This window comes from Candidatus Zixiibacteriota bacterium (assembly GCA_040752815.1).
Classification (GTDB): Bacteria; Zixibacteria; MSB-5A5; order GN15; family FEB-12; genus JAGGTI01.
The window spans coordinates 1-24,481 of record JBFMGC010000042.1; the positions used below are offsets into that span (position 1 = coordinate 1).

The following is a 24,481-nucleotide window of genomic DNA, read 5'->3' on the forward strand; positions in this document are numbered from 1 at the left end:
CCATGTAGGTCGGGTTCCGAGCATTGATCATTCGGGCGAGAAACCCGACACCACCCCCGTAGATCGGGACCCTCGTGGTCCCGACATGAGCGTCTCCCATGTAGGTCGGGTTCCGAGCATTGACCATTCGGGCGAGAAACCCGACACCGCCCCTGTCGGGATGACCCCAATCCCGACCTACAAGAGAGCCAAACCCCGCTTCGTCCGCGCCCGCTTCCAGGTGACCGACAGCGACCACGTCTTCACCGGCGATTCAATCGGCCTCGCCGCCGGCCTGGTCGCCTACGCCCAGCTCCTCCGCCCCGAGATTCACAAACACGAGCGGTTTATCGCGCTCGAGGCCGCCTTCACCGGTTGTGTGGACGCGGGCGGCCGTCTCACCCCGGTCAGCGCCTACACGCTCCGCAAGAAGATCGAGCGCGCCTTCTTCTCGCCCATCCGCTACCTGGTGCTGCCGCAGAAGAATTTTGACACCGCGCGCGCCTTTCTCGACGACCTGGCCCGCGCCTGGCCTCGCCGCCGCCTGCACCTGGTGGGCGCGACGACCCTTCGCGACGTAATCGACAACCTTAACATCGTACGCGCCGAACGCGTCTGCATGGGGCAGTTTGTCGCCCGCAAGGCCTACAAATACACCCGCGCGACCAAAGTCCAGGTGCCGCTGCTGCTGGGGCTGACGTATCTGCTGGTCTGCCTGATCTATCCCAAGGCGTGGGTGGGGTTTGATTGGAATCCGCGACACGTTAGTCTTATGGTGGCGGGGTTCGAAACTATGAATCGTGATTCTGTTTTTCTTTGGTATCACGAATTTGACTGTGACCTTCTCGCTTCAGATTCAAGGTGGCAGGTTGGTGACATAGACGGTGACGGTAAGAACGAGATAGCCATAGCTCCCAAGTTATCATCGACCTGTGTGGGCAACGCCGAACTATTTGTATTTGATGACAACGGCAGACAGCTTTTCCGCCGCAGCTGTACCATCCCTGATGAGTATCCGGTCGTAACAACGCAGAACCTATACTACGGCGCCGGATACATAGACATAATCAACACAAACCGAGGGTCCATCGTGTTGTCGCGGGCTGAGCGTTCCTACCCTGCGCACAAACAATTCAAATTTTGGAATGCCAGAGGAGACCTCGTAGGCTGGTACACAAACGCTGGGCAAAGTGGAGCCCACGGGAATTGTTTCAAGGTGCTACAAGACACTGGCTTCTGTTTTCTGTCTTTTAATAATCGGATGGATTGCGCATGTCTATTCGTCCTCAACCCATTCGGGTCATACGGTGTTTCACCTCCCTATGTCGACTCCCAGTACCCCGCTGTCAGCCAAGCGAGGCGCGGAAATCAGTTGTGCTACATTCTCTTTCCACGGACGGACGTCAACTTCTGTGTGAACGAGCTCTATGACAACCCCTACCTATTACAGAGAGATGAGGATTCGGTCCTAAGAGTGAGTATCTCTGAAAAGGGAGCCGATGGGGCAATTCTCGATTACTACGTCAGTGCAAGCTTTCGAGTTTTCCGTGTGAGAGCGTCAGACAAATACCAAAAGGTAAGAGATTCGCTCGTCAATGACGGGCGTTTGCCAGACATCGTTTGGACATCATATTTGGATTCACTGGCCAGCACGGTCAAATACTGGACCGATTCGGGGTGGATAAGTGAGGGAGCGCTGCGCTCAGCAAGCCCCTCCCTATTCTGATTTTCTACAACATAGCCCACTAGTACCTATTTCTTGGGTGGAGTGCACGGCGGACTTAGCGGACAAGCCCATTTCGGCAAGTCAAAGAAACGTCGCAGCTCAAGCCATACATGCATGCGGCTTTGTCTCTTGGACCAAGCCCTAACGTAAAGAAGCAGCTGTAAGTGTGACTGCATTGACAAACCTTCGATCCTATACAGAGATCGATGAGCCTTAACTAAAGGAGGTCATATGAGGCAGAAATGGTATCATGTGGTCTGGCTACTCTGTGTGGCCAGTCTATCGTTCAACGAAGCCGCACTTGGCGATTTTATGTTTGATCGCACTGATTACTCCGCGGGGCTTGGTCCGATCGACGTCGTCTCAGCAGACTTTGACGGCGATGGCGACATCGATTTGGCCGTTTTGAATTCGGTCGTCACGCTCGATGACAAGTCCCTATACATGATGTGGAACGACGGGGGCGGCGGCTTCACTATAGGGACCAGATACGCCCTCAACTGTCCGCAGGATGTGGTCGCAGGTGACTTCGATTACGACGGCGACATGGACCTTGCGATTTCCGACGATAATAAGTGCTGGGCTGGTACTTCGGGGCGAGTTGTAATTCTGGTAAACGATGGCACAGGCAGTTTCAATCAGGGGGACCAAGTCCTAATCACGGGTCTCCCCAGTGGGCCAGCAGCATTGTCCGGCCTCAGTGTCGGTGACTTCAACGGCGACGGACTCGACGACTTGGCCGTAGCCGCATTGTCGGCTGGCAAGGTACTTCTTGCCACGAATAACGGGTCCGCTGATTTCGAAGTCTGGACGGAGTTGACCATTAGTCAGTACCCGGCTGGCCTTGCAGCCGATGATTTTGATCGCGATGGTGACTGGGACATCGCCATCGGCCACTGGACTACAGGGGTACTTACGGTTCTCGTGAATTCAGGAAGCGGTGTTTTCACAAGCACAACCTACCCTGTAGGTGACTTCTACGGTGTGTACTCTGGCGATCTGAACCATGATGGATTTACAGATTTGGCATGTGGTAATAGCCACAACGACTGGTTCTTGGTACTAATGAATGACGGGCATGGCTCGTTCGATTCAAGATCTGTACCGGTCTCTGGATACACTGCGCACTCCATTTGTCCTATCGATCTCGATGGTGACACAGACTTGGATTTGGCTATTACTGCAAGTACTTATCGCGTTGCTATGTTCGAGAACGACGGAACCGGTGAGTTTGAACCTGCAGGCTTCGTAGTACTCGCAGAGAACCCATACGCCGGTGCCCCGATGGGCTTATGTGGAGCGGATTTTGATGGTGATGACGACAATGACCTAGCAGTGGCGAACTACTATCGTGGACTTACGTCTGTCCTCCTGAATTTTCGTCCGGTGATAACGGTCGCCCTCGACATCAAACCCGGTTCGTGTCCGAATCCGCTGAATGTCACGGACTCTCCGGTGGCGGTAGATGCCAGCGATGATAAGTTTGGATTCAACAGCGGCGGAGACGGCGCTACTGCTGCGACCAGAAGCGTTCTGCCCGTCGCTATTCTTGGCGCGGCCGACTTTGACGTAACCACGATTGATCACACCACCGTTCGCCTGGCCGGGGTCACGCCCACTAGAGGCGCGTTTGCTGACGTGGCCTCACCGGCTGACCGGTCATGGGACGAGTGTGAATGCACGACAAGCGGAGCCGACGGTTACGTTGACCTGACACTCAAGTTCGATAAGGCGACCATTGTGGCCGCGCTCGGGCCGGTCGAGGATGGGATCATTATTCCGCTTGCCCTCACAGGCAATCTGCTCGACGGTACGCCGATTGAGGGATACGACTGTGTGGTCATTGTCGGGGCGGGCCGGAAACCACTGACTGGGCGTCCCGATGTGAGATCACCCCTCCCCTCCACCTTCGCCTTGGCCCAGAACTACCCGAACCCGTTTAACCCGGCCACCGAGATCACGTTCGCGCTGCCGGTCGCGGCCGATGTCCGACTCGACATATTCAACGTGCTCGGGCAGAAAGTCGCAACGCTTATTGAGCAGCGTCTCGAAGCCGGCGAGCATCGCGCCCTGTGGGACGCGAGCGACCAACCGAGCGGCGTGTATCTGTATCGCCTGACCGCCGGTGAGTTTGTGGAGTCGAAGAAGATGCTGTTGTTGAAGTGATGAGGTCTCGCTACGGAGGCTATCGTAGGGCGGGAGCCCCGCGCTCCCGCCGCCGAACGCTAGGGCTTCCAAGGCTAGCAAAATGGCAGGACCGCGGGGGTCCTGCTCTACGAAAAGGCAAGGCCGTATGCACCGGGGGATGCCATGGGGCCGGAGCAGGACTCCGGCCCCTTTTTGTTTGTTTGCGGGAGAAATTGTAGGTCAAAACCCCTGAGTCGAACGCGGAGGCGTGAGACGTGGTTTTGACACAACGGGATGTCGAAACCGCAGGGGTTTCGACCTACAAGACTCTTGTTTGGCGATGCGAGGTGCATTGTAGGTCAAAACCCCTGAGTCGAACGCGGAGGCGTGAGACGTGGTTTTGACACAACGGGATGTCGAAACCGCAGGGGTTTCGACCTACAAGAATTGTCGTGTACGATCACCAACCGGGCAGACCGGGAGGTCTGCCGCGCACGTACATCGCCTCGTGGAGTCTAGTGCCCGGCGCCGGAGAGCTGTTTGACCAGGTCGCCGACCACCGCCTTGGCGTCACCGAACAGCATCCAGGTGTGATCCTTGAAATACAATTCGTTGTCGATCCCCGCAAACCCCGGATTCTTAGAACGCTTGACCGCAAACGTGATCCGCGCCTTGTCCGCGTCGATAATGGGCATCCCGTAGATCGGTGTCGATTTGTCATAGCGCGCCGCCGGATTAACGACGTCGTTCGCGCCGAGCACCAGGGCGACATCGCACTGCGGCATGTCGGAATTAATCTCGTCCATTTCGACCAGCGCGTCGTACGGGATATCCGCCTCGGCGAGCAGCACGTTCATGTGCCCGGGCATACGTCCGGCCACCGGATGAATCGCAAACTTGACCGTGATACCGCGTTTGGTCAATTGATCGTAAAGATCACGCACTCGATGCTGCGCCTGCGCGACCGCCATGCCGTAGCCGGGGATAATAACGACAAGCTGGGCCTGCTCGAGTATCTGCGCGGCGCCTTCAGTAGTCTCCTGTTTGTAGACCTTCAGTTCGCCTGTAGCGGCCGACTTTTGCACGCTTCCGAATGCACCGAACAGCACGTTGGTGAACGAGCGGTTCATCGCCTTGCACATGATGATCGAGAGGATTAAGCCGCTGGAACCATCGAGCGCGCCGGCAATAATCAACAGCTTGTTATCCAGCACAAAACCCATCGCCACTGCGGAGAGGCCGGCGTAGGAGTTCAAAATAGAGATAACTGTCGGCATATCCGCGCCGCCGATTGGAATAATGAACAGCACACCGAATACCAGCGACAGGGCGACAATCGCGAGGAACGCGCTGCTGGACCAGGGCTCGGACGGGTACATCACCAGCACGACACCGATAACCGCCGCGATCACCAGCAGTCCTATGTTGACAACATTCTGAAACGGGTAGGTGACGGGCCGCTGAGGTATCCAGCGTAGTTCCTGTAGCTTGCCTGCCGCCATGAGGCTGCCGGTGAATGTCAGGTAGCCGAGAATGATCTCCGCGATGATGGCGACCATACGAAACGGAGTCAGTTCCGCCGCTCCCTCGCCAAGCCATAGAAAGTACTTGGCCGTTCCCACGAGACCGGCCGCCAAGCCGCCGAAAGCGTGCGATAGAGCAGTTCGCTGAGGGACTGCTGTCAGCGGCACACGGGACAGCGGCCAGCCGACAAGAAAACCAGCGGTTATAGCTACTACAATCCATCCGTGGTTTACCACCGAAGGCTGTATCCATGTAGCGAGCACCGCGATCGCCATCGCCGCAGCGCCGGCGTAGACAGCGCGTCTCGCCGTCTTGGGATCGTTCATCCAGTGCAGCGAGAAGACGAAAAGGATGGTCGCGCCGAGATAGGCAAGCTGTTGGACGGTGTCGATCATTGCTTCTTGAACATCCTCAGCATGCGGTCGGTGATCAGGAAGCCGCTGACAATGTTGGTCATCGAGGCAAACAGAGCGATACCACCCAGCAGCCGAATCATGGGCGGGTAGTCAGCGCCGGTAACTACGATTGATCCGACTACGGCGATTGCGGAGATTGCGTTGGTTAGTGACATAAGCGGCGTATGCAAAAGGCGTGAGACGCGTCGGATGACACCCAGCCCGATAAATGTCGCCAGCGCGAATACGAAGAGCATCGACCAGTAATCGAGCGGCTGGTGAGACGCGGCCGGTTCGCTCGCGGCCGACTCGGTCTCAGCGATAGCGGGCGCTGCCGCCAATAACGCGATCAGCAAAGCGGTGAGCGCTCTGAGGACCGGGTGCCGTCGAAATCGATTCACTTCTTGTCTCCTGAAGTCTGCGGTGTCCCGGACGAATCTCCCGGACTCGGTGTCGCCACTGTTGCACGGATGATCTCGTCATCGGAGTCGAGTTTCAGTCGGCCGCTGTCGTCAACCAGATGAAGCAGAAAATTGGTAATGTTGCGAGCGTACATCTGGCTGGAGTCATAAGGAAGCGCCGACGCCAGATTGACCGGACCAATGACTGTCACTGCGCCCGCCTGCACCGTCTCCCCTGCCTTGGTCAGCTCGCAGTTGCCACCCTGTTCGGCGGCGAGATCGACAACCACAGAACCGGGCTTCATGACTTTGACCATATCCGCCGTTATGAGTACCGGCGCGCGCTTTCCTGGAACCGCCGCCGTGCATATCACCACTTCGCACTTCATTAGTACCTGAGTCATGAGCTCGCGCTGGCGGCGGTAGAACTCCTCGTCCATCGCTTTAGCGTAGCCGCCGGACGTTTCCGCCTGCCCCGTCTCAAGCGGAAGTTCCACAAACCGCCCACCGAGGCTTTCCACCTGCTCTTTCACTGCCGGCCTGATATCGTACGCCTGGACTATCGCACCGAGCCGTTTCGAAGTGGCAATTGCTTGTAGACCAGCCACCCCGGCCCCCAGAACGAACACATTGGCGGGCGAAACCGTGCCGGCGGCAGTCATCATAAGGGGGAACATCTTAGGAAGCATGTCCGCGGCGAGCAGAACCGCCTTGTAGCCCCCGACCGTGGCCATCGACGATAACACGTCCATGCTTTGTGCGCGCGTTGTGCGCGGGAGCAGTTCAAGCGCGAACGCGGTCACGCCGATCTGGGAAAGTCGTTTTAGTTCCTCGGTTGAGTTCGACGGGTCGAACATGCCTATGATGACCTGCCCTTTGCGATACGATTCGAAATCCGCCTTCCCGGTCACGCGGTTCGCTCCCAGACCTCGCACGTACAGCACGATTTCAGATCCATGGATGACCTCCTGTCGCGTTGCCAATACTCGCGCGCCGCGCTCCAGGTAGGCGGAATCAGTGATACCGGATTCAAGTCCCGCACCGGATTCGAACACAATCTCGAATTTCGCTTTGATCAGTCCGGGCAGCACTGCCGGCACCAAGGCTACGCGCCGTTCGCCCGGATATATTTCGCTAGCAAACCCTACTACCACCGCTCAATCCGCGTTAGATTTCCTGTGACAACCACCTCTTGCGTACTAAAACCATCGCCCCTAAAATGTACGAGCGCGGCCCACAATCAAGTATAAAAACGGATGGGTCGAATGCCGCCGAACCTCTGGTGAAACCTCTTGTTAGATTGGTATGCGGCTGTTAGATAGTAATACTAACATTCATTGTTCAACCCCGACAATACTGAGGATAACCACCAGGTGACGTCAGACCCACACCAAAGCCCTGCCAGGGAGCATCACGTTGTCATTATAGGCGGAGGTTTTGGCGGACTCTACGCCGCCCAGGCCCTGAAAAAAGCGCCGGTCCGGATAACGCTCATCGACAAACGGAATTTCCATCTTTTCCAGCCGCTTTTGTACCAGGTGGCCACCGGGGGTTTGTCGCCCGGCGACATTGCGTCGCCGCTACGGGGCGTACTGAATCGCCAGAATAACGTCACCGTCCTCCTTGGCGAGGTCACCGAGATCGACTGCGAACGAAAACAGGTCCGCCTGCGCGACCGACTGATTGCCTACGACAGCCTGATTGTTGCGACCGGATCGCAGAACTCTTTCTTCGGTCATGACGACTGGCAGCGATTCGCCCCAGGTCTGAAAGGGATCGAGGACGCCCTGGCCATACGCGGGCGGATCTATCAGGCCTTCGAGGCTGCCGAATCTGCCGACGATCCCGCCCAGAAGGACCGCCTGCTCACGTTTGTCATTGTGGGCGGTGGCGCGACCGGAGTAGAGCTCGCCGGAGCAATCGGCGAGATCGCTCACATCATGCTCAAGCGTGACTTTCGGACTATCGATACGTCGCGCACTCGTATTATCCTGCTGGAGGCTGGCCCCCGGATACTCCCGACCTTTCCGGAGAAACTGGCCACAGCCGCGGTGGCCGATCTTGCGCGGCTGGGGGCGACCGTTCAAACCGAGTCGCTGGTCACTCAGATCGACTCCACCGGTGTTACGATTAAGAGGGGGACAACAGAATCGCGCATCGAGGCCGGCACGATAATGTGGAGCGCCGGGGTGAAGCCGTCGCCGCTGGGCCGCGTAATTGCCGGAAACAATGAGGATGTCTTGGACAGAAACGGGCGCGTAATCGTGCAGCCCGATCTAAGCGTTCCCGGCCATCCGGACGCATTTGTTTTAGGCGATCTCGCCAATTTCAGCCACCAGACTGGGCAGCCGCTGCCGGGAGTGGCGCCGGTAGCGATGTCTCAAGGACGGTATGTGGCGAAGTTGATTGCCAATCGGGTTCGTGGCAAGTCGACGCCACCCTATCATTACTTTAACAAAGGCAATTTCGCCGTTATCGGGCGAGCGGCGGCGATCGCCGATTTCGGATGGCTGCGGGTCACCGGCTACCCCGCCTGGCTGGTCTGGCTGTTTGTGCACCTGATGTACCTGGTGGAGTACGATAACCGCCTGCTGGTGCTCATCCAGTGGGCGTGGAACTATTTCACGCGCAACCGAAGCGCGCGGCTAATCACGTATTCAGTCGATCAATAGCCGCGCACTATCAGGTCTTTTTCGCGTACTTCCACTCCCTGGTTTTCCCCTCGGCCAGCCAGCTCAGTGCGGTTTCGATGCGGCGGCTTCTGGTCTCCTCGCGCTTGGCCTCGGTTATCCACTCCACGTATTCCCTTTTATGGCTTGGAGAGAAGCCTTTGAATGTAGCCAATGCCTGTGGGTTCGAGCGCAGCGCTTTCATAAACTAAGTCGGGACAGTAGGCTTTTCCGACGCCTTTGCTTTTTTGGCGGGCTTGACCCCGTCTTCATTCAGCTTCGCGGCTTGCTTGATCAGACCGATCAGAGTCTTCTCAGATGGCAGATCCGCGATCTTCGTAATCCGCCCCAGGTGCCCCATCGCCGTCTCACCGACCGGTTGCAGCGGCTTGCCGTTCCAGGTCATAAGCGAACCCTTCCAGAATCCAAACGTGCAGTGTTCCTTGAAAGCCGCCATGCTGCACAGAATGCCCCGGAATTCGAAATGCGGAAATCCCCACTTGATGGTCTCGTCCGCTTCGGGACAGGCCTTGTGCACGACTGTCCGGAGGTACTTCAGTACGGGCCGGGCGAATTCAGCCGACTTTGCGATATAGGCGTCGATCCGCGCATCTTTCTTACCCATCGTCATCCTTCCTTTGTCGATAGATGAAGAGCGAATCGCACTTACTGCTCCTTCAACCGCCGCCACAGCGTCACCGGGCTGATACCCAGAACGTCGGCTGCGCGTGTGCGGTTGTTACCGTGAGTTTTCAACACAGCATGAATGTGCTCGCTCTCAATCTCTGACAAACTACGGTTTAACCGTCCCCGCTGTTTGACTCTTCCCGCGGATTCGTCGACCACGTGCTGCGGCAGGTGTTCCGGACCGATGACACCATCGCGGCTGAGCAAGGAAATGCGCGATTCAAAAGCTACCGCGGGCGTGTAGCAGCCCCGTGTACGTGCGAGGATAGCCCCGGCAATTGCGCCTGACGTGCCTTCCTGTGCGCTAGGCTTCAAAGAAACGAGCAAGTCTCCTGGCGTGCATAGACCATGGTGGACGAGACGTCCACCGCGCACGAGCGACATTGCTTTCGCCCGGTCGATCCCCTTTCTTTTCTCCAGGGCGCGGGGCCAATTGAAAAACCCACGGCGTGGTGTCGGTCGGCTCCGGCCGATACCAGTAAGTCGCGGGACTGTCGTGCAGGGTCGCCCGACAGCACAACACGCCCGGTGCTTCGTCAACGCTTTGCGCGCCGTGGGGCAAAGATTATAATTAACCCGGAATGATACCCAAATCTACTTCAAGACTTCAGGAGAGACGTGACCGTGGACGAGTTTGATCTCGAACGAACGAGTTGCGATATCGACGAATCCGATCTTATTGTTTACATCTTGCGGTGGAACGACCTCGATACACGCTATGCATGAGCTGAGTATCGCTTTGACTATCATCGACCGGGTCCAGACAGAGATGAGCCGTCGACCCGGTGACAGTCTGAAAACGGTGGGCCTTCGGATTGGCGCGCTCAGCGCAGTCGATCCGGAGGCCCTGGCGTTCAGCTTTACCGCCGCCAGCCGGAGCACGCCCGTAGAGGGTGCGAGACTGAACATAGAGTGGGTGCCGGCCAGCATACTCTGTCACTCGTGCGGTCATTCGAGCCGAGCCGATCAACTTCGGTTTGTGTGCACAAAGTGCGGCTCGACCGATATCGACGTCCAATCCGGATATGAGCTCGACATTACGTATCTGGAGGTATAGTAGGCAAAGCCGCGGTTGGCGTACGTCCTCGTGCGCCAACCTGAACAATGCAGGTTTAGACCCATGAGTGGTTTTGAAGAAGAAGTCCCGTTCAAATGCGAACAACCCACACCAAGCTGTGGGCCGCCGGTCTTGCGCGAGGGCTATAGCTTTCCCACTCGCAAGCGTGTGGGCTTCCAGGGGTCACTTCGACGCCGCCCGTTTTCTCTCCGACGACAATTGCCCTATCTCGGCGCCCACAATCAGTACCAGGGCCGAATAATAAATCCAGAAAGCAGCGACAACCAGAAATGTGTAGACGCCGTAGAATTGTTTCATGGTCGCCAGGTGAGTGATGTAATACCCGAACAACTCTTTGGCCAGAAGCCAGAGCAGCGAAGCACATAGAGCGGCGACAAGGACTGTCCGCACCGCCGGTTTGCGCACCGGCACCAGCCAGTAGATCGCCGAGAAGGCAACTGTCAGGGTCACCAGGGACACCAGCCACATACCTATTCCGGACGCCGCGCTTTCCGGCAGTTTACCGAGCCACTCGACCCGTTCCGATAGCTCGGTGGCAGCTTCGAGCGCGGGAAGGGCTACGATTAAGAGCACAAAAAAACTGAGTATTATCACAATCAGCGCCAGGTCCCACAACTTGCCGACAACGACCGATGATCCTCGTACATTTCGGAACACCGCTTTCAAAATGGTTCGCAGGCTGCTGAAAAGCCCGCTAGCCGCAAACAGGAGCCCGACCAGACCAACGACACCCACCACCTGTTTGACATCGGCCATGCGCTCGAGTCTCTCCCCTATGAACTGCTTGACAGCGGCGGCGTATTCAGGATAGGGCACCAGGCGCTCGACCAAGTAATGAATCTCGCGTACAACCGACGGGCTGTCGAAGAATCCGCTCAGCACCGCCGAGACCGCCAGCAGGAGCGGCACCGTGCAGACGAACAACGAAAACGCCAACCCGCCGGACATCAGAAACGCGTGGTGCTCGTCGAGACGGATACACAAGCCATGCACATAGTACCACAGCCAGCGCCCGAACAGCTTCAGTCGCTTTAATAGTTCCCGGAACCGGGTCGGTTCGCTCGCTTTTCCCTTCACGCTACGCCATCCGCTGAGGTCAAAGCCATCGCTTGCGCCTGAAAAACCATAACAATCCGCCGCCGACCGCTATTGCCAGGCCCCAGAACATCAGATATCCGTACGGCCAGCCAAGCTCCGGCATGTTGAACCGACCGGCTTCCCGGTCGAAATTCATTCCGTACACGCCGGCCAGAAAGCCGAGCGGGATGAAAATGGTGGCAATGATTGTCAGAATCTTCATGATCTCATTCAGGCGATTGCTCACCCCCGTATGATACAAATCGAGCAGGGTTGACAACATCTCCCGGTGCATCTCAACTGTGTCAATCACCTGGACGGTGTGTTCGTATAGATCGCGAAGATAAGGCCGCGTGGAATCGGAAATCAGCCCTGATTCGACTCGTTCCAGCCCGCCCGCCACCTCACGCAGCGGGTAGACAGCTTTGCGCAGCAGGATGAGTTTCTTCCTTAAGTCGCGTATAGCGGCCGCACCCTCTGAGGTTGGGTGATCCGCGATGTCATCCTCCAGCCTTTCAATCCGCTCACCGATGTCTTCGACGACCGCGAAATAGCTGTCAACGACCGCGTCGAGCAGTGCGTAGGCGAGGTAGTCGGTAGACATGAACCGATTTCTCGGCTCGGTTTTCCTGATCCTGTGGCGGACAGCGTCGAAAACGTCCCGTCCCGGCTCCTGGAATGTCACCACCCAGTCGCGACCGAACGCAACGCCGACATGCTCCACCACAAGTTCGCCCTCGTCAGCCTTCAGATACAGCATCTTGAGGATGACAAACACGTACTCGTCGGTATCCTCGACTTTGGGACGACCCATCGTGTTGACAACATCCTCGAGATGCAGCGGGTGCAGGCCGAGCTGCCCGCCCACACCCTCCACGACTGCCGGCTCGTGAAGACCGTCGACATTAATCCAGGTGATGGTCGGCGTCTCCAGATACGCTGTGCATTCGGACAACTCAGACAGGCGCCGCTCGACCAGGCGAGAGTCATCGTAGTCCATGACATCTATGTGGACATTGACTGCCCGCACCGGGCCGATATAGACCACGCTACCGGGGCTCAGTCCCGCTTTGCGGGACACCTTGTGAATAAACCGACCCATATTACGCCGTCTCCTTCGCCGACGAGTGAGAACCGGCCGGTCCTATGCAGCGGCCGGCTTGCTGAATATAGATCGACCTGTCTTGCGCGAGAAAGTAAAAACCCAGCGACGGCCCGGACGGCGTTGTGGTCAGTGGGTCAGGAATCGCCACGGTGGCGGACGATCTCTCCCTCGATCATGTACACCACGTCCTCGGCGATGTTGGTAGCGTGGTCGGCGATGCGCTCGAGATTGCGCGCCACAGTCAGCAGGCAAACCAGGTACTCGACATTCTCCGGCTGGCGGCGCATTTGGTCCTGACCGAGCCGGAATGCTGATCGCAGGTGCTCGTCAATCGCCTCATCCTGTGCCCTCACCCGACGCGCCTGGGCCGCGTCGTGGGCCACAAGGGCATCGACACTGTTACGCACCATGTTGAGAGAATCATGAAGCATCGGACCCAGGTCGAAAGGCGCCTTGAACGCCGTCGCTGTGGCCAGCACCTGGACTCGCTCCGCTATGTTTACCGCCAGATCGGCGATTCGCTCGAGATCGTTGTTGATCTTCAGGACGGCCACAACATAGCGGAGGTCAGCGGCCACCGGTTGATGCAAAGCAAGTATTTTGAGGCAGTCCTCTTCGACTTCGATTTCCAGCGCATCGATAACCTCATCGCCGGCGATCACTCCCTGGGCGAGTGCGAGGTCGCGGTCGACCACGGATCTGACCGCCTTCTGCAGCGATTCCTCCACCAGCGCCGCCAGGTGGAGTATTCGCTTTTTCAAACGTTCGATCTCGTTTTGAAAGTGCCGTGTCATCTGTTCCTCACTTGGTTACCCGAACCGGCCGGTAACATAGTCCTCGGTCTTCTTCATCAGCGGCCTAGTGAATATCTGTTTAGTCGGACCGAATTCAATCAGGTGGCCCTCGTAGAAGAAAGCAGTTTTGTCGGAGACGCGTGCGGCCTGCTGCATGTTGTGGGTTACTATTACGATGGTATAGCGCTGTTTTAACTCCGCGATCAAATCCTCGATTTTAGCAGTGGAAATGGGATCGAGGGCCGAAGCCGGTTCATCCATGAGCACCACCTCCGGTCTGACAGCCAGCGCCCTGGCGATACACAATCGCTGCTGCTGACCCCCGGAGAGCATCAACGCGCTGTGGTCAAGTTTGTCTTTCACTTCATCCCACAACGCCGCCTGCCGGAGCGATTCCTCGACCACATTCACAATGACCTGCTTGTCCTTGATTCCGTTGACACGTAGTCCATATGCCACGTTATCGAAAATCGACTTAGGAAACGGGTTGGACTTCTGAAACACCATGCCTACCCGCGTGCGAACCGCCGACGGATCCGAGAAATCCTCGTATATGTTACGATCGTCAAGCAAAACCATGCCGGTCATCCGCGTACCCGGAATCGTTTCGTTCATCCGGTTGAGTGTGCGTAGAAACGTCGACTTGCCGCATCCCGAGGGACCGATCAGGGCCGTAACCTTAAATCGCTCGATCTCCGCGGAAACGTCGAACAGCGCCTGGCTCTGGCCATAAAAGAAGTTCAGATTCTCGATGGTCATCTTGGCGGTCGATTGCCGGCGATCTTTCGCGCCGGGTAGAACCGCACCGTCAGGTCGGCTCACTTGTCCGCTGTCATTGCGCATAGGCGCGGCTCTTTCTTATGCGGGATCTTATCATGATCGCTACGGAATTCAGGGCGAAAGTCAGGACCAGCAGCACCAGCACCGTGCCGTAGAGGATCGGCTTGGTGGCCTCGACATCCGGCGATTGGGTGGCCATCACATAGATGTGATACCCCAGCTCCATGAACTGGTCGTTCAGCTTGGTCGGCAGATACGGCAGGTAGTAGGCTGCTCCAGTGAACATTATCGGGGCAACTTCTCCCGCTCCGCGAGACACGGCGAGGATAGCGCCGGTAAGCACGCCCGGCATTGCCTGTGGGACCACCACACGCCAAATGGTTTGCAACCTGGTGGCTCCGAGGGCATAGCTCGCATCGCGCAATTCTCTTGGAATGGCGCGAAGGGCTTCCTCGGTGGCGACGATCACTACCGGGAGCGTCAGAATCGCCAGGGTGAAGGCCGCCCAGATGATCGCCGGCTGCCCCCAAACCGGACCCTCGCCGGAAAAGAGCATAGCGTCGAGACCACCGCCCACAAATGCGACAAAGAATCCCAGTCCAAACAGCCCGAATACGATCGACGGCACCCCCGCCAGGTTGTTTATCGCGACGCGAATCAGGCGGGTAAGGCGTGACGCGGGGTCGGTGTACTCCTGGAGGTAGATTGCCGCCAATACGCCCACCGGAACAACTGCAATGACCATCAGGAGAACGAGCGCAACGGTTCCGAATATCGCCGGGAAGATACCGCCGGCTTCCATACCCCTCTCCGGCGGGCGACTCAGGAATTCCCAGCTAATCGTCCCGGCTCCGCCGATAACGATATTCGCCATAATGATCGCCAGCATCACGACGATTATGATCACCGCCGCAAGGGTCAGGCCGCGCGGCATCGCGCCGCCGGTCTTGCGACTGAATTGCAGTTGCACAGGGACCGCCGAAGCGGACTCGGGGACTTCGGCCGACGTTTTGCTCACGTGGTTCTCCCTTGCAGCCGTCTCTTGAGTCGGTTCAGTGCAATGTCGCCTCCGAGATTTACAATAAAAGTGAAAAGAAACAACAGCGAGCCGATCATAAACAGCACCGTGTAGTGTCCGCTCCCGAATACAACTTCAGCCAGCTCGGCGGCTACAGTCGCCGAAAACGTCCGCACTGATTCCAGAAAGCTCAGCGAGATTATAGCCGCGTTGCCTGACGCCATCAGGACTATCATGGTTTCGCCCACCGCCCGTCCAAAACCAAGGACCACTCCGGCAGCAATGCCGGGCGCGGCTGCCGGAAGCACCGTGGTGAACGATACCTGCCATGGGTTCGCGCCTAGCGCGACCGCAGCATCCCTTAACGAGCGCGGCACGGACATCATGGCGTCCTCGGCAACCGTAAAAACAATCGGAACTACCGCCAAACCTAGGGCGATACCCGCGTTCAAGGCGTTCAGACGGAAGGTCAGGCCGAGCAGGTTCTGAAGCCAGGTAGCCAGAACCATCAGGGCAAAGAAACCGAGAACTACCGACGGTATCGCGGCGAGAGTCTCGATCAGCGGTTTGATTATTTCACGAAGTCTTCTCGATGAGAATTCGGACGTGTAGATGGCGGCGCCCACTCCCAGCGGCACCGCGAACACCATCGCCACCAGAGCCGCTTTCAGAGTTCCGAGAAACAACGGCAGCAGCGAGTATTTGGGAACTTCGGAGTTAGGCTGCCATGACCATTTGGCCTCGCGCCCGGCATAGAATTCCTGCTTGAAGAGCAGCTTATCCAGACCGGCCTCCGCTCTGATCTCCGGATCCGTAAAGAGCGGGATTGCCTCCTTGAAAACGAAGACAAAGATCAGGAGAATAGCGGCCAGCGCGAGAAAGGCGTTCATGGAGATGAGTTTCTCGCCAAGAAACTCACGCCATCTCGACTTTGGTTTGAACTGTAGTGCCTGCATTGCTTTGGTCACGCGCCGGACCGGCTCAGCTACCTATTCGATCATGTTCGCCATCGCCTTGTCTTTCGGCAACGGAACGTAGTCCATGGCCTCGGCCAGCTTCTGGCCCTCTTCCGACAGCGCCCAATTGACCAGCTTCTTGAGTTCACCGCTCGGGTTGCCGCCGAAGAACCAGTACAAATCGCGAGAAATCGGGTACGATCCGTTTACTATAGTTTCAATTGTCGGGCTGACCGCCGGCGCGTCATCCGCCCTTTTTACCGCAGCAAATCTCACACCGGTGGCCCAGGCGATGCCGCCATAGCCTATACCGTTCTTGTCTTTGGATACTGCGTTTACCACCGCCGCCGTGCCGGGTAATGTCTGCGTGTACTCGGAATAGTCTTCTTCGTTCAGAACATGCTCCTTGAAGAAGGCATAGGTTCCTGAGTTGTTCTCTCGTCCATAAAGTACGATCCGGGCATCGGGACCGCCCACTTCTTTCCAGTTCGAGATTGCTCCGGTGTAAATGCCCTTCAACTGGGCCAGGCTCAGCTCCTTCACCGGGTTGGATTCATGCAGAAAGACCGCGATACCGTCGAGGGCCACCGAAATCCTCTTCGGCGCGATGCCCTTCTCTTTTGCTTGCTGGTATTCTTTTTCTTTCATATCCCGGGATGCCTGGCACACGTCAGTAGTGCCGTTCAGCAAGGCCGCGATACCCGTGCCCGTGCCGCCGCCCGACACCTGTATCACCACTCCGGGGTTCTTCTTCATGTACTCCTCGGCCCAGCGCTGGCCGAGCCTGACCAGCGTGTCGGAGCCTTTTACCGTGATATTGCCCGAGGCGGCCAAAAGGGCCGCCGAGAACGCCATCCCTATTCCTACGTAAGCGAGTTTCTTCATGGTTTGTCCTCATGCGTAGTTGTTAACTGGTTTTGGATCAAAACTTCAACTGTAAGTCGACCTGCAGGCGATTGAAATCCAGGGGCGTTTCGGTTTCAAGACCAAAGTCGTTTATAAAGTAACTCAGGGAAAGAGTGGTGTTGTCAGCGAGTTGAACGCTTCCGCCCAGTTCATGCCCCTTGCCGTCGGTGCCGCCATCGCGAAAATCCGAGTCAGTGAATATCCCCACGACCGCGTCGGCCTCGACATTCCGATAAATGTATCTGAAGTCAACGCTTCCCGCCTTCTTCGCCTTGCCGATATTTACGCCGACCAGCCAACCTGTCTCGAGGCTGTCAGCGGCGGTGTTGGTTACGAAATCGGCCATTACTGTCATCGGAACCGCGTTAAGCTCATGGGTAAACTCGCCAAACACCTCAATCAGGTCATAGTCGCTTGCGAACAGAAGCACTGTCTCGCCGTCATCGTCAAGCTCCACTACCGAGTTCCCCATCGCATCCCCCGGATCGAAAAACGGCTGAAACCCTTGCGTATTGACGTAGTTGTAGTAAGCGGCTCCGAAAGCGAGGCTGGAATTCTTCTCATTAAGGCGCACCCGCGCCATGGCCTGCCCGGCCGCCAGATAGGAGTCATCGCCCGAGGATCGCTCATCTATCCAAAGGCCTGAGCCTACAAACAAGAGGCTGACGCTCTCCAGATCACGGTCGTACCTGACCACCCCGCCTTCCGGATTCCAATCCGAATCCCAGATCAACTCAGAGTGGCCCGGTTTGAAAAACGGGTTGTAGAATTTTCCGCCGGTCACGGCCAGTCCCGGCAGCTTCGGATGAGTGGCCTCGAAATAGGCCAGGTCCAGACCGACACGCTTGTTGCTGAAGCCGTCGTCCAATGTCTGGTTAGTCGATACCGGGTCGCCGGTGCCGGTCGAGAGTTGTATACCTATTTTGGTGTAAGGCGATGCTTCTCCAAAGAAACCCAAGCGCGCGCGAATCCGCTGCCGGTTGCGGGGGTCTTTGTCACCGAAATCAAGCATCTCGTGGCGATAACGAAGGTCGCCCTTGACTTTAATCTTCTCCCACCAGTTGTCAGCCTGGGCCGCCGGAGGGAAAACCGTAGCAAGTGTCAGGACCGCTGCCGCGGCGCCCATCCGCTTGATCTGTTGCCGCATACTGCTTCTAAGCCTCCAATGGTACGTTGGTTCATCAGGTTCGCACTCACAACAGAAAACGGGCGGTATGTTAAGATCTTGTTAAGACCACGTTTCTTTTTCATGGTTCTGAGGGATAGATGTGATCGTGACGCCCACCGACAGTACGAAACCGTCGCCCGCGTACCGCTACGAATGGGAAACTGGCAGTGAAAGCCGGAAAGTACTGCCAACTTCGGGCGTGCTTTGAACGCTGACCGTCCCGCCGTGAGCCAGGGCCACATGCTTGACGATAGCCAAACCAAGGCCGGTTCCGCCGGATACCCGGCTCCGGGCGGTATCGACTCGGTAAAAGCGCTCGAAAATGCGCGAGAAGTGCCGAGGCTCAATCCCACACCCCTGATCCTGAACTGAAACGGCAAGCTGCCCGGCGTCGATTCGGGCGTCGATGTTGACCTGGGTACCGTTTTCCGAATACCGGATGGCATTATCAATGAGATTGATGATCGCCTGTTCCAATTGCGGCCTATCGACATCGGCCTGCAGGACCGGGTCGCAGGTGACCTTCAAAGCGATGTTCTTACCCTCTGCCTGAGCGGCACAGGCCTGTACGGATGAATCGATTATGTCACGGATCGGATGGCGACTGAACCGCGTTTCGCCTTTCGCGGACTGGTCCTCGATCCGAGCCAGCGAGAGCAGATCGTCCACGAGCCAGCCTATACGGCGCGACTGCCTGTCGATCATTTCCAGAAACCGGCGACTTTCCTCGGCGCTCCCTGTTTCGCCCTCAAGCAGCGTCTCGACTGAACCCCGTATCGCTGTAATGGGCGTCTTCAGCTCGTGCGAGACATTCGCTACGAAGTCACGGCGCATGTTTTCGAGCTGTTTTTGCCGGGTAATGTCATTGAGGACGACAACGACACCAACAACCTTCCCTGCCGCGTCGCGCAGTTGGTTGGCGCGTGCCAGAATATGGCGATCGCCGTTTCCTGCGAGGACAAGCTCAGTTTCAACTGAGCCGGTATCGGCAGCGGCCTGTCGAATCAAGTCCTGCAGGGCCGATACACGAACCACACCGAAAACCGACTCCCCAACTGACTTTTGGGGATCAAGGCCGAGCATATCGATCGCACCCCGGTTGACCGACACGATCCTGTCGTTGGCATCCACTGCCAGCACACTCTCGGTCATGGCAGCAAACACGGCCTCACGCTCGTTGCGCTGCTCTATAATTGTGCGAATTCGAATGTCCAACTGTTCGGCCATTTGGTTCATCGCCTCGGCGAGAGCCGCAATCTCCTCGGTATCGGGCACCGGCAGCCTGGAACTGAGATCACCTGATGCGAACCGCTCCGCACCTTGCTTCAGAACCACGAGCGGACGGGTCAGGCGTTGAAACACGAAAACGCTGATAACCGTGGCGGCCACGACAACCAGCGCGGCGGCGATCACCAACCGCCCGTAAAGAGGCGATAACGCCGGCTCCAGCGCCGCCATCGGCTGTGAAGCCCTCACAACCCCGACCAGCTCGCCATTGGCCAGCACCGGCACCGCAACATAAATCATGGTCCGCTGCACGGTGTTGCTGAAACGCTTTGCCACGCCGACATCGCCCCCAAGCGCCGTCGAAATCTCCGGCCTGGTAGCGTGATTTTCCATGCGGCTGGGATCATTATCGGAGTCGCCGAGGACGACCCCACTGATATCGACAACGGTTATCCTCGCTCCTGATAACTCGGCCAGTTCACGACACCGACGGTGGATAAGTTCCTGGGTGGACCCTGCTCGCCCCAGGCCTATTTCGTTTCCCACGATCCTCGCACGTGCCTCCAGTGCGGACGAGATCTCCGCGAAATAGAGCTCGCGCATCTCACGCGACGCATACCCCGCGGCAACGGCAATCGAGATAACTATGATCAGCAGAAAGTACGGCAGCACTCGCCAGATCAAGCGGCGACCACTCATTGCTCCTCCCGTACCCTGTAGCCTACGCCGCGCACAGTTTCAATCAGGTCGCCGCCTGGCCCCAGTTTCCTGCGCAGGTTCGCGATTTGTACATCGATGGCCCGATCAGTGACGACGTGCAGACCGTCGTGCAGCGAGTCTATAAGCTGCGACCGCGTAAATACCCAGCCGGGCCGACGGGCCATCGTGCTAAGGAGATGAAATTCGGTGTGGGTCAAATCGGCCGGGTTGTCCTCATAAGTGACCTGGTGTTTGGCCAGGTCGATCCTGAGCCTCCCCACATCCAGCACTACCTGGTCTCCGATCTCCCCGGCCCGCCGGCGGCGCAGCGCGGCACGCACCCTCGCCACAAGAACTCGGGGACTGAATGGTTTGGTGACGTAATCGTCGGCGCCGACCTCGAGGCCGGTAACGATATCAATCTCTTCGGAACGCGCGGTCATCATGATGATAGGAATCCGGCTGGTCTGCTCGTTGGAGCGAAGCAGCCGGCAGGTATCCAGGCCGCTAAGCCCGGGGAGCATCAAATCGAGCAGAATCGCAGCCGGCCTGCGAGCGGCCGCCAGCTTCAGTCCGTCTTCGCCGGAGCGAGCCGCGACCACATGGAACCCCTCACGCTCGAGATTGAAAACGACCAGATCGACCAGATCCGGTTCGTCCTCGATTATTAGTATCGTCTCTCTACCCAACTCAGCTCCGCGGCTGGGCCACGCCTGCCTGTTACGCGGCCAGAAGATATGCTGCCCTGAGCGCCAAGGCAAGAAACACCTATCCGGTCCTTTTGTTGTTGCCAACAAAGGTCTCCGACCACAAATTCGCTCCTGAGTAACACCGTATCAATTAGAATAGGTTGCACCGTGGACAAGGAAGAGGCAAAGAAGAAACCGGAGGGCAAGCCGGAAAAGGCTGCCGAGGCGAAACCGTCGCTTGATTTCGTGCGCCAGATAGTCGAGGCGGATATCAAGGCGGGCAAGAACGGCGGGCGGGTGGTTACCCGCTTTCCCCCCGAGCCGAACGGCTTCCTTCATATCGGCCACGCCAAGGCGATTACCATCGATTACGGAATCGCGGAGGACTACGGTGGGGTCTATCATCTTCGGTTTGATGACACCAACCCGGTAAAAGAGGATACGAGGTATGTCGAGGCGATCCAGCAGGATATCCGCTGGCTCGGCTACGACTGGAAAAACAAGCTCTTCTATGCCTCGGATTACTTCGACAAGCTCTACGATTACACCATCCAACTGATCAAGATGGGCAAGGCCTACGTGTGCGACCTGAGCGCCGACCAGATACGGGAGTACCGTGGCACCCTCACCGAACCGGGCAAAGACAGCCCGTATCGAGGTCGCTCGGTCGAGGAGAATCTTGACCTGTTCGAGCGGATGCAAAAGGGCGAATTCCCCGACGGCTCCCGCACGTTGCGCGCCAAAATCGACATGGCTTCGCCCAATTTGAATATGCGCGATTCAGTGATGTACCGGATTCTGCACGCCCGTCATCACCGTACCGGTGACAAGTGGTGCATCTACCCGATGTACGACTTCACGCACTGCTTCTCGGATTCAATTGAGGGCATCACCCACTCGTTCTGTGATCTCGATTTCGAGGACCACCGTCCGCTTTACGACTGGTTTCTCGATCAGCTCGGCGTCCACCATCCCCAGCAAATCGAATTCGCCCGCCTCAACCTGACCTATACGGTAATGAGTAAGCGCAAGCTCCTCGAACTGGTCGAGGGCGGCCATGTGGACGGATGGGACGATCCCCGCCTGCCCACGTTGTCGGGGATGCGCCGTCGTGGATACACCCCGCAGGCAATACGGAAGTTCTGCGAGGTAATTGGGATCGCCAAGCGGGCATCGATAGTCGATATCGCCCTCCTTGAACACGTGGTGCGAGAGGATCTCAACAAGCACTCTCCGCGAGTAATGGCAGTGCTGAACCCGCTAAAAGTGGTCATCACGAACTACCCTGAAGGTCAGGTCGAGGAACTTGACGCCGTCAACAATCCTGAGGATCCGTCCGCCGGCACACGGAAAGTTCCCTTCTCGCGTGTGCTGTATCTGGAACGCGACGATTTCATGGAAAACCCGGCGCCGAAATTCTACCGGCTGGCGCCAGGGCGGGAAGTTCGCCTGCGCTGGGCGTATTTCATAAAGTGTGAGTCGGTAATCAAAGATAAGAACACCGGCGAGATTATCGAACTGCACTGCACGTATGATCCGGCCACGCGGGGCGGCAACGCACCCGACGGCCGCAAAGTGAAGACGACCTTGCATTGGGTGGCGGCAGCACATGCGATCGACGCGGAAGTCAGGCTCTACGACAATCTGTTTACTAAAGAAAACCTGCTCGATATCGAGGAGGGTCGAGACTTCAAGGAATACTTGAACCCGGCCTCACTGCAGGTTATCACGGGCTGTAAGCTGGAGCAGTCTTTACGGAACGCACAGCCCGGCTTACGGTATCAGTTTGAAAGACTGGGTTATTTCTGCGGCGATACGCGCTACTGGCAGCCGGGCCGGCCGGTATTCAACCGCACCGTAACCCTGCGCGATACCTGGGTCAAGATTCAGAGAGCGGAGCAATCGTGAACAAAGGCGGCCGAACAGCGAAACTTCTCGAACTGACTCTGTTCGTGACTTTCCTGAGTTTGACTACAAGCGGGCTGCTCGCTCAAGAAGCGAAGACTTTTGACGATGCGAAAACGGTCTCTGTCAGGACCGGCAAGCCGGTTCTTCTCGAATTCAATCGCGATGATTGCGAATACTGTCAGGAAGCAAAGAAAGACCAGCAATCGGTTCCGGCTATCAAGGCCGCGCTCGACAAAGTCGTGCACATCAGCCTGAGCGTGCTTCAGGGCGAGGGAACCCAACTCTCGGAGACCTACAAGGTAGGAATCTACTACCCCGTGTTTGTGTTAATGAACGCCGAGGGAAAGGTCATCTCGCGCTGGACCGGCTATACCGGAGCTGATCGGTTTATAGCGTCGTTCAATCAGGCGATGGCAGATCGGACCACAGTTGACGAGAGAATCGCGAGGTTCCGCAAAGCTCCGACAGTCGCCGATGCGTTTTTTCTGGCCGAGTATTTTACTCAGACTCAGGAGTACCTGACCGCCCGCGAATATGTCCGCGAGCTTCAGCTTCTTCAGGGTCAGGGGCTTGATCTCTCGTTTCGATATTTCAGCGTGACCGCCGAGGCGGTTTGGAATTCACTGTTGCCGTTCGACAGCCTCGTAATAGCGGCCGACGCGGTGTTGGCAAAAAAATCCTCCAACACCGCCAATCTCGGGATGTTGGCACAGATGATGGGAAATGTCGCCCGTCGAACCGGCCATACCAATCGGCTTGAAAAGTATCTGATGGCCGGTATGGAGGCGACGGCCAACCGCAAAGACAAGGACGGGATCGATCTTCATCGCGACCTTCTGGCCGATTATGCTCTGCATGTGTTCCGCGACAGCGCCGAGGCGATATCGGTCAGGAAGCAGTCTATGGGCGACGGCTGGGAGAAGGACCCGGCGCGTTACTTCCAGTTCGGCGAGTGGTGTCTCCGGCGTAATATCAATCTCGGTGAAGCCGAGTATTACGTTCGTCTTGCGACCAAACAGGCCACCGGCGACAAGTTCCGCGCCAGTCATCTTCGCCTGCTGGCTGAAATCTGCTACGCACGCGGCAACACCAGCGAGGCCGTGCGACTCGCCAATGAATCACTTGCCCTGGACCCGACTGCGGTCTGGTTTGAAAAGAAGCTCGATGACTGGCGGGCCGGCCGGTAGCCCGACAGCGTTGCTCGCCAGGAGCTTTTTCGACCGTTCCGTTCTGTCGGGCTCGTGCTGATATCTTCTGATTAAACAATAGCTTACAGGATGTTATTGACATGGGGGCGGGGCGGGCTTATCGTACTACTGAACATTTGTGCAGTATGGCCGATTATTAAAATATGTCTGTCGATTTTTGTCAGAATCTTTCCGGTACCCCACTCCGCCTGCGGCGAACGGTAGGTGGTGACCACGTGCCGGGTGGACCCCTGGGTGCCCCACCCCTTGGGGTGGGTGAAGATTCCGTGCGTGGTGGACGTCCTCGTCCACCACGAATCCCCTCACGGCGTCAGGTCACCGCCCGACCTGTCCCGCGCAGCGGGACAAGGTCGGGCTCAA

Annotated in this window: 22 protein-coding genes; 6 read left to right on the forward strand and 16 right to left on the reverse strand. The window is 57.4% G+C overall.

Translation table 11 applies throughout. From position 1 onward, the window contains the following. Both AB1772_10090 and AB1772_10095 read left to right on the forward strand, forming a co-directional pair. Positions 1 to 1,705, forward strand: a 1,705-nt coding sequence (locus AB1772_10090) for a hypothetical protein (GenBank protein ID MEW5796693.1), incomplete at its 5' end; no start/stop codon positions are given. Between the two features lie 231 nt (positions 1,706 to 1,936). Then, on the forward strand, positions 1,937 to 3,871 hold the full coding sequence (locus tag AB1772_10095) for an FG-GAP-like repeat-containing protein (GenBank protein MEW5796694.1): 1,935 nt from the start codon (positions 1,937 to 1,939) through the stop codon (positions 3,869 to 3,871). 476 nt (positions 3,872 to 4,347) lie between these two features. On the opposite strand, the gene AB1772_10100 is transcribed toward AB1772_10095, so the two are convergent. Genes AB1772_10100 through AB1772_10110 form a run of 3 tightly spaced genes read right to left on the reverse strand, consistent with a single transcriptional unit; the run spans position 4,348 to position 7,306 of the window. Beyond that, on the reverse strand, positions 4,348 to 5,751 hold the full coding sequence (locus AB1772_10100; GenBank protein MEW5796695.1) for an NAD(P)(+) transhydrogenase (Re/Si-specific) subunit beta: 1,404 nt from the start codon (positions 5,749 to 5,751) through the stop codon (positions 4,348 to 4,350). After that, positions 5,748 to 6,152, reverse strand: coding sequence for an NAD(P) transhydrogenase subunit alpha (locus tag AB1772_10105; protein MEW5796696.1), 405 nt, complete (start codon positions 6,150 to 6,152; stop codon positions 5,748 to 5,750). Before AB1772_10105 ends, AB1772_10100 begins: the two co-directional genes overlap by 4 nt. Further along, the gene (locus AB1772_10110; GenBank protein MEW5796697.1) at positions 6,149 to 7,306 is read right to left on the reverse strand and encodes an NAD(P) transhydrogenase subunit alpha; all 1,158 of its coding nucleotides are present in this window, start codon (positions 7,304 to 7,306) and stop codon (positions 6,149 to 6,151) included. The genes AB1772_10105 and AB1772_10110 overlap by 4 nt, the downstream gene beginning before the upstream one ends. 219 nt (positions 7,307 to 7,525) lie before the next feature. Here AB1772_10110 and AB1772_10115 point away from each other — a divergent pair, with 219 nt between their 5' ends. Continuing rightward, positions 7,526 to 8,824 (forward strand): NAD(P)/FAD-dependent oxidoreductase, encoded by a 1,299-nt coding sequence (locus AB1772_10115; GenBank protein MEW5796698.1) that lies wholly within the window; start codon positions 7,526 to 7,528, stop codon positions 8,822 to 8,824. A gap of 10 nt (positions 8,825 to 8,834) precedes the next feature. Here the strand turns inward: AB1772_10115 and AB1772_10120 are convergent, their stop codons facing one another. From AB1772_10120 to AB1772_10130, 3 genes are read right to left on the reverse strand one after another with little or no spacing between them, the layout of a single operon-like run. Further along, complete coding sequence (locus AB1772_10120) at positions 8,835 to 9,026, reverse strand: YdeI/OmpD-associated family protein (GenBank protein MEW5796699.1); 192 nt, start codon at positions 9,024 to 9,026, stop codon at positions 8,835 to 8,837. 3 nt (positions 9,027 to 9,029) lie between these two features. Beyond that, positions 9,030 to 9,446, reverse strand: coding sequence for a DUF1801 domain-containing protein (locus AB1772_10125; GenBank protein ID MEW5796700.1), 417 nt, complete (start codon positions 9,444 to 9,446; stop codon positions 9,030 to 9,032). Between the two features lie 41 nt (positions 9,447 to 9,487). Further along, positions 9,488 to 9,823, reverse strand: a complete 336-nt coding sequence (locus AB1772_10130; protein MEW5796701.1) for a helix-turn-helix domain-containing protein — start codon at positions 9,821 to 9,823, stop codon at positions 9,488 to 9,490. A gap of 403 nt (positions 9,824 to 10,226) precedes the next feature. Between AB1772_10130 and AB1772_10135 the strand changes: the two genes are divergently transcribed. After that, complete coding sequence (locus AB1772_10135) at positions 10,227 to 10,565, forward strand: hydrogenase maturation nickel metallochaperone HypA (GenBank protein MEW5796702.1); 339 nt, start codon at positions 10,227 to 10,229, stop codon at positions 10,563 to 10,565. 183 nt (positions 10,566 to 10,748) lie between these two features. Here the strand turns inward: AB1772_10135 and AB1772_10140 are convergent, their stop codons facing one another. From AB1772_10140 to AB1772_10185, 10 genes are all read right to left on the reverse strand, one after another. Next, positions 10,749 to 11,663 (reverse strand): YihY/virulence factor BrkB family protein, encoded by a 915-nt coding sequence (locus tag AB1772_10140; protein ID MEW5796703.1) that lies wholly within the window; start codon positions 11,661 to 11,663, stop codon positions 10,749 to 10,751. A 19-nt stretch (positions 11,664 to 11,682) separates the two neighbouring features. Continuing rightward, positions 11,683 to 12,765, reverse strand: a complete 1,083-nt coding sequence (gene corA / locus AB1772_10145; protein ID MEW5796704.1) for a magnesium/cobalt transporter CorA — start codon at positions 12,763 to 12,765, stop codon at positions 11,683 to 11,685. 137 nt (positions 12,766 to 12,902) lie between these two features. After that, the gene (gene phoU / locus AB1772_10150) at positions 12,903 to 13,562 is read right to left on the reverse strand and encodes a phosphate signaling complex protein PhoU (GenBank protein ID MEW5796705.1); all 660 of its coding nucleotides are present in this window, start codon (positions 13,560 to 13,562) and stop codon (positions 12,903 to 12,905) included. 15 nt (positions 13,563 to 13,577) lie between these two features. Beyond that, positions 13,578 to 14,321 carry a phosphate ABC transporter ATP-binding protein PstB gene (gene pstB, locus AB1772_10155; GenBank protein MEW5796706.1) on the reverse strand — a complete coding sequence of 248 codons (744 nt, stop codon included), beginning with the start codon at positions 14,319 to 14,321 and terminating at the stop codon, positions 13,578 to 13,580. A 73-nt stretch (positions 14,322 to 14,394) separates the two neighbouring features. Then, entirely contained in the window at positions 14,395 to 15,276 is an 882-nt protein-coding gene (gene pstA, locus AB1772_10160; protein MEW5796707.1) for a phosphate ABC transporter permease PstA, read from the reverse strand. 80 nt (positions 15,277 to 15,356) lie between these two features. Beyond that, a complete protein-coding gene (pstC, locus tag AB1772_10165) occupies positions 15,357 to 16,328 on the reverse strand; it encodes a phosphate ABC transporter permease subunit PstC (protein MEW5796708.1) in 972 nt (323 codons plus the stop codon). A 21-nt stretch (positions 16,329 to 16,349) separates the two neighbouring features. Further along, on the reverse strand, positions 16,350 to 17,201 hold the full coding sequence (locus tag AB1772_10170; GenBank protein MEW5796709.1) for a phosphate ABC transporter substrate-binding protein: 852 nt from the start codon (positions 17,199 to 17,201) through the stop codon (positions 16,350 to 16,352). A gap of 37 nt (positions 17,202 to 17,238) precedes the next feature. After that, positions 17,239 to 18,369: a putative porin gene (locus AB1772_10175; GenBank protein ID MEW5796710.1), complete on the reverse strand. Its 1,131-nt coding sequence runs from the start codon at positions 18,367 to 18,369 to the stop codon at positions 17,239 to 17,241. A gap of 168 nt (positions 18,370 to 18,537) precedes the next feature. Continuing rightward, positions 18,538 to 20,316, reverse strand: coding sequence for an ATP-binding protein (locus AB1772_10180; GenBank protein ID MEW5796711.1), 1,779 nt, complete (start codon positions 20,314 to 20,316; stop codon positions 18,538 to 18,540). Next, a complete protein-coding gene (locus tag AB1772_10185) occupies positions 20,313 to 21,005 on the reverse strand; it encodes a response regulator (protein MEW5796712.1) in 693 nt (230 codons plus the stop codon). Before AB1772_10185 ends, AB1772_10180 begins: the two co-directional genes overlap by 4 nt. Before the next feature lie 168 nt (positions 21,006 to 21,173). On the opposite strand from AB1772_10185, the gene AB1772_10190 reads away from it, so the two are divergent. Next, entirely contained in the window at positions 21,174 to 22,913 is a 1,740-nt protein-coding gene (locus AB1772_10190; protein MEW5796713.1) for a glutamine--tRNA ligase/YqeY domain fusion protein, read from the forward strand. Then, positions 22,910 to 24,100, forward strand: a complete 1,191-nt coding sequence (locus AB1772_10195; GenBank protein MEW5796714.1) for a thioredoxin family protein — start codon at positions 22,910 to 22,912, stop codon at positions 24,098 to 24,100. The genes AB1772_10190 and AB1772_10195 overlap by 4 nt, the downstream gene beginning before the upstream one ends. Positions 24,101 to 24,481 lie beyond the last annotated feature (381 nt).